General features: G+C 45.1%; 10 protein-coding genes and 1 pseudogene. 6 read left to right on the plus strand and 5 right to left on the minus strand.

Going from position 1 to position 9,236, the window contains the following annotated elements:
* On the minus strand, positions 1-74 hold a 74-nt coding region (locus H6F77_RS29020), incomplete at its 3' end, for a transposase-like zinc-binding domain-containing protein (protein ID WP_514131599.1).
* A 241-nt stretch (positions 75-315) separates the two neighbouring features.
* Between H6F77_RS29020 and H6F77_RS27625 the strand changes: the two genes are divergently transcribed.
* The gene (locus H6F77_RS27625) at positions 316-591 is read left to right on the plus strand and encodes a hypothetical protein (RefSeq protein WP_206753490.1); all 276 of its coding nucleotides are present in this window, start codon (positions 316-318) and stop codon (positions 589-591) included.
* Between the two features lie 50 nt (positions 592-641).
* On the opposite strand, the gene H6F77_RS22240 is transcribed toward H6F77_RS27625, so the two are convergent.
* Positions 642-905, minus strand: a complete 264-nt coding sequence (locus H6F77_RS22240; RefSeq protein WP_190491101.1) for a hypothetical protein — start codon at positions 903-905, stop codon at positions 642-644.
* Positions 906-940: 35 nt separating this feature from the next.
* Here H6F77_RS22240 and H6F77_RS22245 point away from each other — a divergent pair, with 35 nt between their 5' ends.
* From H6F77_RS22245 to H6F77_RS22260, 4 genes are all read left to right on the plus strand, one after another.
* Positions 941-1,495 carry a hypothetical protein gene (locus tag H6F77_RS22245; protein ID WP_199321487.1) on the plus strand — a complete coding sequence of 185 codons (555 nt, stop codon included), beginning with the start codon at positions 941-943 and terminating at the stop codon, positions 1,493-1,495.
* 1,012 nt (positions 1,496-2,507) lie between these two features.
* Positions 2,508-3,521 carry a hypothetical protein gene (locus tag H6F77_RS22250; protein ID WP_190491102.1) on the plus strand — a complete coding sequence of 338 codons (1,014 nt, stop codon included), beginning with the start codon at positions 2,508-2,510 and terminating at the stop codon, positions 3,519-3,521.
* A 73-nt stretch (positions 3,522-3,594) separates the two neighbouring features.
* Entirely contained in the window at positions 3,595-4,842 is a 1,248-nt protein-coding gene (locus H6F77_RS22255; RefSeq protein WP_242022460.1) for a glutathione S-transferase family protein, read from the plus strand.
* 496 nt (positions 4,843-5,338) lie between these two features.
* The gene (locus tag H6F77_RS22260; protein WP_190491103.1) at positions 5,339-6,817 is read left to right on the plus strand and encodes a DUF2330 domain-containing protein; all 1,479 of its coding nucleotides are present in this window, start codon (positions 5,339-5,341) and stop codon (positions 6,815-6,817) included.
* A gap of 242 nt (positions 6,818-7,059) precedes the next feature.
* On the opposite strand, the gene H6F77_RS22265 is transcribed toward H6F77_RS22260, so the two are convergent.
* From H6F77_RS22265 to H6F77_RS22275, 3 genes and pseudogenes are all read right to left on the minus strand, one after another.
* Complete coding sequence (locus H6F77_RS22265) at positions 7,060-7,287, minus strand: hypothetical protein (RefSeq protein WP_190491104.1); 228 nt, start codon at positions 7,285-7,287, stop codon at positions 7,060-7,062.
* Between the two features lie 377 nt (positions 7,288-7,664).
* Positions 7,665-8,473 (minus strand): annotated as a pseudogene (locus H6F77_RS22270) (IS5 family transposase); the annotation flags it as partial.
* 60 nt (positions 8,474-8,533) lie between these two features.
* Entirely contained in the window at positions 8,534-8,686 is a 153-nt protein-coding gene (locus tag H6F77_RS22275) for a hypothetical protein (protein ID WP_190491105.1), read from the minus strand.
* 212 nt (positions 8,687-8,898) lie between these two features.
* On the opposite strand from H6F77_RS22275, the gene H6F77_RS22280 reads away from it, so the two are divergent.
* Positions 8,899-9,147, plus strand: coding sequence for a WYL domain-containing protein (locus H6F77_RS22280; protein ID WP_199321488.1), 249 nt, complete (start codon positions 8,899-8,901; stop codon positions 9,145-9,147).
* The last annotated feature ends 89 nt before the right edge of the window (positions 9,148-9,236 follow it).

Genomic DNA, 9,236 nt, shown 5'->3' on the forward strand with positions numbered 1-9,236 from the left:
CAAATGTGATTTTGTTTACCTCGCATCTTACCGTTCTTACGGATATGATTGGAACCGCATTCAGGACATTGCATCAGATTTAGCCTCAATTCATAGCACCATTATGCAACGCCGGGTCTTCCATGGAGCGGCCCAGCAGAGATTCTGGCGCTAAATGGGTTCTTCATCACGTTGTTTGCCGGATCGGGTTGGCTGTTTCGGCGCGCTGCGCGTGGGTGACCCGAATGTGGGCATTCCTAACATATTCACATATTCATTCAAGCCACACCCCTGGAGCGGTTTACTAGGGTTCTTGGACTTAGTTAAACTGTGTTAGTGGCAAACCTTCTACTAGAATTTTGCCCATTGGTGCGAAGCTATAGCCTTCTAGTTGAGTATGAGGCTCAAATATCTTCCTCAAAACCAAGCGAAACTGCAATAAAAAAATGGCATAGCAAGCGTTCCGATATTCTCGACACAGGTTCCTTAACTGTTGGAGTTTCTTCCCCAAAAGCTCAATATTGGAATTATCCTACAGGGGGAGAAAGGGAACTTGATTTTTGGCTACTGGGTAGCAGCTGTCCTCAGCATATCCAAAGTGATGAGCTTTAACTTTCTCTTTCTTGGCTGTTAAGCCACCACCGCAATAGGGGACAGGTTAACTACGTTTTATCGCTGGCTACATCTTCAATAGTGGCTAAGTTATCCTCACGATCTACGCCATACTTGAGCCACATTGGAGGTTTTTTGTCAAGCATAGGGGAAACGCGATCGCCTTCTTTGGCAATGTTGGAAGCGGTGAAGTAAGCGGTTCTGTACAAACAAGTGAAAGCCGTCCTAGATAGGTCAGCGAGTTTGAGGCGTTTTCCCCCGCCCCACAATGAATTGTTTGAGAGACTGCTAAAATTACGAGAATCATGCCTCACTTGTCAGTTGCGTGCAGTCAGAATAGGAATGAGCAGTGGAATCAACGTTTTTGCTTCACAAGCCAGTTAGTTACGGAAGCTCAAGCGCCAACTCGGTCTTCTTGATGATGCTTTTACTCCACATCATTGCCGGGGCTATCGCACCGCTCTCGGCCGTTGCAGCTTTCAGAGCGCGAAAGGGCAGCAGATTGCACGTTAATTCGGGACGCTTTTTCGCCTGGTCGATGGTCACCCTAGCCCTTAGCGGTATCGTGCTCGATGGGGTTCGACTCTGCTTTTTCGTAAAAGAAAACCATACAAAATACGCGGGTTACACCATGCCCACCACGTATCCGGCACGCCTGGGCTTCTTATTCGTGGGTCTTTGCATTCTCTACATTTTACGAGAGGTAACACCGCCGCGTGTATTCCGTCGGCAGTCGGGGGAAATGGCTATGACGGCGGTTCCCAGCTTGCTCGTCGCTACCGGACTATTACTCACACTTATCATCACGCATGCGACTCAATCCCTGGACTGGTGCGCTGTGGATGATTTGGACTTTCATCCTCATTGTCATTGTCATGGCGAGAACTACCTCGTCCTTGGATAATCACCGTGCGATAGATGTGGCGCGACATCGCTTTGGCATGAGCTGCGCGGGCAGCATTCAGTTGGTGGGGTGCGCTTCAGGGATTTGGACCAGCGATCGCAATAGCGATCGGGGGCGACGATCCATCTACCAGTGCCTATGTGGGCAACCAGCCTGGTTCGTTTTCGCCAGCATTTTTTCTCTTTTTCATCAGCTGGGCACCGTTCTTTTTACTCGCAGCATATTTGATCCGCCGCTTCACTAAGCTGCGTCACACCTAATTCAATCATGGCAGCAATTGGTTGCAGCCTATTATATTCCCAGATCCCGTACCTGTAACGTAAAAAAATTCATCTAACGTAAAAAAATTCAAATGCTTTAAATTGTTGGGCGATTTGAGCGCGTTCTACTAGCCACTTCTAAGACTTTTCTCTCTACAAAAGTAACTTGAAGGATAGAATACGATGCCCTCAGCACACGAGAATGCAATCGGCTTCATTAGATTTCAAACTGTAAATCTAGCAGCCACACTTCATTTTCCAAGCATTGGTCGTACCTGCAATCTCTAGAAGTTCCAATTAGAACCTGCAACGCGATCGGCCTTTATTTGATCGCAACCTTTAGCTGATGCCTAAAGGAAAAATTTGCAGATTATGTCCTAAAATTTAGGGGGTACAAGGGTTTTAATCGGCTTTAGTAGAGAAGGAGCGGCAGCTTGACCCACAGATCAAAGAAAGCGATCGCAACCGCTGTCAATAATGCCTAGACAATGGCTCTTAGTCGTGCGATAGATATAATACCCTGGAATCAGTTAAAAGGGGTTGAGGGCGATTTATGCTGAGTGCCTGCGGGCATTGTTACCATAGACTAAAAAGCCAAAACCAGTCAGCACAGGAAGTACTGTGACTGGCGCGGGACAAATCGATAAAGATAGTTCCATTGATACCACTTTCGTTTCCTATATGGTTTACAACGTGACGGATATTGAAGCGGTCAAGCCACTTTCAAAAGGCGTAAACTGACACATTTTCTTATGGCAACGAAAAAACCACATAAGTCGCAAAAACCCCAATCAGCACCGGCGACTACCAAACTTAATCTAATTGCGCTCAAGCCACTTTCAAAAACTCCAGAAACACAGACCTCCTCACCCGCGTCTGTTGAACCCCCCGTACCCGTCGAACCTTCCGTACCCGTTGAGGCACTCACCTCTGGTGAGACGCCCACATCAATAACCGAAACCAAAAAAATACTCAAACCCATCAAGCGCTCACCCTCACCGACGGCTGAAATAAACCCCTCGCTGCCAGAAAATCCCGATGCCATCTTTCAAGCTGTAGGGATTATTGTTGGGGAAGTCGCTTTTTCTGACAAAAAAGCATTTGTAACAATCGCTGACAAACAATACCCTTTGTTCTATGCTTCCTCGCATAAAAAAGCCTTTGATGCTCTCAAATTACACCTCAAAAAAACCGCTGAGTCCCAACTGCGCTTGATTGTCTATCCCAAGGTGATGCACTTCCCTTCGCGAGAGCAGCCCTACGTCATCGGCTTTCAGTTAGTTGGTTTCACCAGCGTCAACGTTACTCCAATACAATCCATCACACCGTCCGATAGTTCGAGTATAGACAGGCAATTGCAGGACAGAGAGTTTAAACTTTCTGGGTTATGGCAGTTCATCCCCGTCTGTCAGACACCCTGTATCACCATACAAAAAAACTTTAGTGATGAACGGCTTACATACATCAAAGAAGCTCCCCCAGAGCAGAAAGTGAACTTTATGAAAGCCTCTCACATCCCACTCCTCTGGCGTAATGCTCCAGTTAAACCCTTTCGCTTCAATCCCAAACTGGATAAAGAGCAGCAGGGACAGGCATCCTTTATAGAAATCAAGGCAATCTTTCTCCCCGAGAAAGATGTCTTTGAATTTTCCTCTTTGCGTTCGCTACCCTCCAACATTCCACCTAGATCTCTGAAAGCTGGCAAGAAGGAGAAGGCACAAGCGCTACAAGCCAAAAATCAACGTAAGCAGGAATTGGGAAGTTGATAGGAAAAGTGGGAATTTCCACGTTCGCTGCGTCACGCCAAGAATATTCCTACAAAACCCGTCAGAATGAGTAATGACTCATAACTTAACAAATCCAGAACGCCTACCCATTCCCATGACGAGCGCTCCCCTAAGCTGGAGGGAACTAGAAGCCCTGACGGACTATCAAATTGACACCGTAAACGGTCTCACTAATGCGATCGCCCGACTACGCCTGTTTGGTCAAACTCCAGCCGATGTGCGAGTAACGCTCTACCGCGACAACCATGCCTGGTGTCCCTATTGCCAAAAAGTCTGGCTATGGCTGGAAGAAAAACAAATCCCCTATCGCATCGAAAAAGTGACAATGTTTTGTTACGGGGAGAAAGAAAGCTGGTACAAACGCCTTGTCCCATCGGGAATGTTACCAGCACTGGAGTTAGACGGTCGCCTCATTACCGAGAGCGATAACATTTTGATTGCTCTAGAACTTGCCTTTGGTCCTTTAGGGCAGGGTATGGAAAGCCCCTCAGTACTGCCCCTGCGCCAACTCGAACGACTTTTATTTAGAGCTTGGTGTAGCTGGCTTTGCGCTCCGTTGGTGTCGCTTGGACAAGAGCAGCGCCATCGAGAGCAATTTATTAGAGTCGTAAATAAGGTTGAGTTGGCTCTCGCCTCTACTCAAGGTCCATACTTCCTGGAAGAGTTCGGTACGGCTGATGTCATCTTCACGCCTTATGTCGAACGCATGAACGCCAGTCTGTATTATTACAAAGGCTACTCGCTGCGAGAGGAGAATTCTTACTTGGCGGCCTGGTTTGATGGGATGGAAAGCCGACCGACTTATCGCGGCACTCAGAGCGACTTTCACACCCACGCACATGACTTACCTCCTCAGATGGGAGGTTGCTGGGAAAATGGTGAGGCTCAGATGCTGTTGAATAAAAATCGGGTAGATAATGGTCCTTGGATTGGGCTGCCTGATGTGGCTTACCCAGAACCGGAAAGCTCCCGTGCGGAAGCGCTAATTCGGACGATCAAGCATCGCGCTAATATTATTCGAGCCAATCCGGCTGATGATGAATTGTTTGATCAAGCTCTGCGTTGTGCATTGACGATGATGATGACGGGTGTTGTTTGTGTGCCACCGACTGGCTCTGATAGTGCGCTGAGATATTTACGCTCACGCATTAATGTACCTCGCGATATGTCAATTTTTGCTGCCAAGCGACTAAGAGAGGCATTGGAAAAAACGGCAAGCTTGGTCGGTGATGAACAAGGTCAGCCGATTCCTCCAAAGCATCGGCGGGATCAAGACCCGGCTTATTTTGCTAGAAATTAGCAGGATTATATTCTAGCCAGTAGAAGTAATCACGGGTCGGGATGCCCTCTAATCAGGAAGCTAGAGCCAATAAATGGCAATAAGAAAGAAAGAATTTTTAGTATAGCGGTCGCCAAATCTGTTAGGACAAGTCAGCATTAGACGCAGCGTACTTTGTGAATTGCTCGTTGTCTTAAGCCTTTTGTACCATTTAGCAAAATAGTATTAGCCAACATTCCGCAGGCCTCTGAGCAAAGTAGATAATATTGGCGATAAACCCAAAGGGCATACTGCCTCGTGCCTCGCATGTGACAGGGGCTTTAGTCCTGGTGATAAGATTTGACCCGCTGCCGGGTATGTTAAGTTCAGTTGTTATTAGTCAAGACTTCATACCTTAGATAGGGTTAGTTGTAGGGTGCATCCTGACGCACTCTACAACTAGCTCTCCTGCTAAAGCTGCCGTTATAAAAGTGGGCTGGTTTAAGTCTTGAGCATTGTTTAGCTAGGGAATAAAACCATGAACCAACGTTGGGTTAAGTACCCGCTCGCACTGTTGTGCGTATTTATCGTGTTTATCTGGAATACGCCAACTGCCTTGGCATTTTGCGGATTTTTTGTTGGCAAAGCTGACTCTCAACTGCACAACTCTTCCTCACGAGTTGTTATTGCTCACAGTGGGAATCGCAGTATTTTTAGCATGGCCAATGATTATCAAGGAGATGTTAAAGACTTTGCTCGAATTGTACCGATTCCTGTAGTACCGAATCGCGACCAGGTGAGAGTTGGTAACTTAGAAACTGTTGAACGACTCAATGCTTTTACGGCTCCTCGGTTGGCGGAATACATTGATGATCCTTGCATTGAAGAAATAAACCTCTTTGTAATGGGGGTAAATTCACTACTAATTTTGTCACCTTTTGTAGCGCTTGTCTGGGCAATACGAGCAAGACGATTAAAGGAATTTTTGGTAGTATTTTTTCTAATTGGTATATTCCTTGCGCTCGCCTTGCCTTCAATATATCCACAAGCCAATAAAGGTAAAGGATCTCCTTTTAACTTTGCTTTGAATGTTACGGTTGAAGACAAATTCACGGTAGGCGAATACGATGTTGTGATTCTAAGTGCTAAACAGTCTAATGGATTGACAACTTGGCTCATTCAGAATGGCTACAAAGTCCCCACCGGAGCGCAGCAAATGCTGCAATCTTATATCGCTCAAGGCATGAAATTTTTTGTCGTTAAAGTGAACCTTACAGAATTTGAAAAAAGCGGTTATGGGTTCCTGCGTCCGATTGTGTTGGATTATGAATCACCCAAGTTTATGCTACCCATCCGCTTAGGAACTTTGAACTCTACCGGAGAACAAGATTTAATTATTCACATTCTCTCCCCTGATGGTTATGCAGAAGTCAGCAACTATCGTACTGCGCCCATTCCTACGGATAATACATCACAACAATCTAAACCATCCGGTGAAGAATTGCCGTACTTCCTCAAAGAACAGGATAATTTCAGCAAGTTCTATGAAGTAATGTTTCAGCGAGAATACGAGCGACAAGGAAAAAATGTTGCTTTCTTAGAATATGCTGGAGCTATTAAGCGCTTAGATCGTCAGAGCTTCGGCAAGTGTGACCCCTGCACTGTGTCGCAAGGCGAGATACTGAAACTCATGGAATTACTTCCGGAAATAGACCCGTTTAATTCGTCCTATGTTACCCGGTTACATGTACGCTACACTCAAGAAAAGTTTCCAGAAGATTTAGAGTTTCGGATAGTGGGGCCGGAGTTTGACCGCTTCACAGAAGCTACGGCAATCTCTTCTAAAGTCTCCTCGCTTAATATTTTTCAAGGGCGATATGTGATTCGTCGTCCCAAGAGTGGTGCTTTTTGCATAGCACGGTTAAGCTATCGGAAATGGAACAAACGCTGGATGGACAACCTGACCCGATTGACTGGGTGGGATAAAATGGAAATAGGTAAAATGGCATCCCGTTAATGGCTCAGATTTTTCCTGGGGAGTAAAACCAAAGAAGTAGGCTCAATGCCTACCCATCAAAGCAGATAGAACGATTAGAACTTTTAGCTGCGGTTCAGAAGTCCTGCTCTATCAACCCAGAACGGTCGATTGGAGCTAAGAGAAAACTTTCCTGTAGGTGGGAATAGTTCCCTATTCCCACCTGTCCGGCAATTGAGAATAGCATTGATAGTGTTGCGGCGGCTCCCTATATTTGTTCATCCTTAGCTTTCAGGTAACGGTGGTTGAGTAGCAGTTGAGCATGAGCAGAAACTTACGTTCAGTAACGTACCAGTTGAACCTGCGGGGATGTTTCCATAGGTGAATGAATACTTTCCTCGCCCAGACCACCATCGCGCATCTTTGTGTGTGAACTGAAACACGCCTTCACTCAGCTTGACGCCTTTCATACCAGTTATAGCCGCCTGTTGAGTGGTGCCATCTTTCAACACAAATAGTAGATGGCAATTAAGCTGCTTGATTAAAAGTAAGGGTCATTTTCCACTTGTCTTTGTCGTATTCGGCATGAGTTTAAAAGTATTTGTAGTAAACTGTTGGGTCAACGCAAGTCGATATCGACAATCAAGCGATCGCTCTTTATCTGCTCAAGCTAAATCTGCCTCTTGGAGATAACACAGCATTTACCTTCACAATTATGCTGGCTGCGGATGCAACCGTAAAGAGCATAACGCTCGCCGTGTTTTTTAACAGTCGGAAAAGCTAATAGTTGCAGTGGCATTCCTGTTAGTTTCCACAACAATCTCCCTGCTGAATGTAAAACGTCCCATGCTTCAACTATGCTGGGGCTTTCAATAGACCTCTTGCGGAATTAGGATGATATGGCGAATTTCAGTTCATAGTTATAGAGTCCAGCAATCAAATTAACCCGTAAACCAAACCGCAATCTTGCTGTTCCGATAACGACTCGATAAAATCCGAAATATCTTGAGATGTCGAATCACATTTTCTACCCGAAATCGAAGACGAGCGTGTTCTTTATTTTGTTGCTTTTGCTCGCTAGTCAATTTTCCCTTTCGAGGCTTTTTATGGGGGATATAACTATTGCTATGGTAACGATTAATCCCCTGATATCCTTTGTCAGCTAAAAGCTAAACTCTTTGTATTACTTTGATTTTACTATTTCTAAATATATGAAAATCATGTTGTCTTCCCTTTCCAAACTTTGTACATATTACTGATTTGTCGGTTTGATTAATTATTAGCTGTATTTTTAGTGTATGACACTTTTGTTTCTCGTTATAGTAGTGTTTCTGTTTTTTTTGGGTTGCTCAATTTCCGTTTATGCAACATCAACAATAATCACTTCGATTTCTGATTCCGATTGTTGTAATTGGCGCTGACACGGGCAAGTGAAATTCGTCAGCTTTGCTTAAAATGTCTTCAATTCTCTTGACTGTCCGATATGCTGTAGCTTCATGGATTCCCCAATCTTGTGCTATATGAAAGTAGGTTCTGTACTCCCGCCAATACTGTAAAGCCATCAGAATTTGGTCGGGAATTGATAACTTGGCATGGCTACCACGGCTTCCCTGCGCGGGCGTTCCGTACTACTTATACCATTTTCCAAAATGTTTTGAGGCTAACACCGTATCGCCGCTTGAAAAGAAATGGAGGAAGTTATGTTGCTTTTTTATAGGACATTTAGGAAGTTTTAAATATTAGTTTCTCCTGTTTTATTTAAAACATTTTTCTTATTTCCGCAAGAGGTCTAATGAATTCTGATGCTTCACTTTTAAATGCTTGCCACTGTGAGGTAAAAGTTGGTGGGTGGCAACGGTTATAAGCTGCCATCCCAGCCCAGTAATTCTGTAGGGTTTGACTGATTGACATTTATAGATTCTTTAGCTCTTTTATCCCTGTTAATGTTTTAAAAATCGGTGACTAACTACAAGCGTATCGCTTCTATCGTATCTCACGGATACAGAGTGCTACCCTAACGGAGTTTCCCAGCATTCGTCCGAGTGAGTTCAACTTAGCTGAGTATTGGCAGCGATCGCTGGTGGAGTTCAAAGCTAATTTGCCACGCTTTGAAGTGATAGATAGTGCGTGTTGCTCCAGAAGTGTTGCCGCGACTACGCTATGCCGGATATTTTGCCAAGATAGAGCAGATTGGTTCACCCGATGCAGCGGGGTGGATTCCTGTTGCAATGCGGTTTGATGCACCAGAGGTAGCTTGTGCTTATGTACTGGGATTTGGAGCACAGATGGAAGTGTTAGAACCATTGGAGTTGCGCGATAGCGTCAGCGAAGCGAAGCGCCTTAGCGCGCAATACTTCTCGGTTAAGCTCTAAGCAGTGTTGAGAATGGAGAAGTTAAGATGTTCACATTGAGTTCCAGTTCCCCTATGAAATGGCTTTTTAGACGGGAACTTTGAGCGAGA

The organism is Microcoleus sp. FACHB-831 (assembly GCF_014695585.1).
Classification (GTDB): Bacteria; Cyanobacteriota; Cyanobacteriia; order Cyanobacteriales; family FACHB-T130; genus FACHB-831.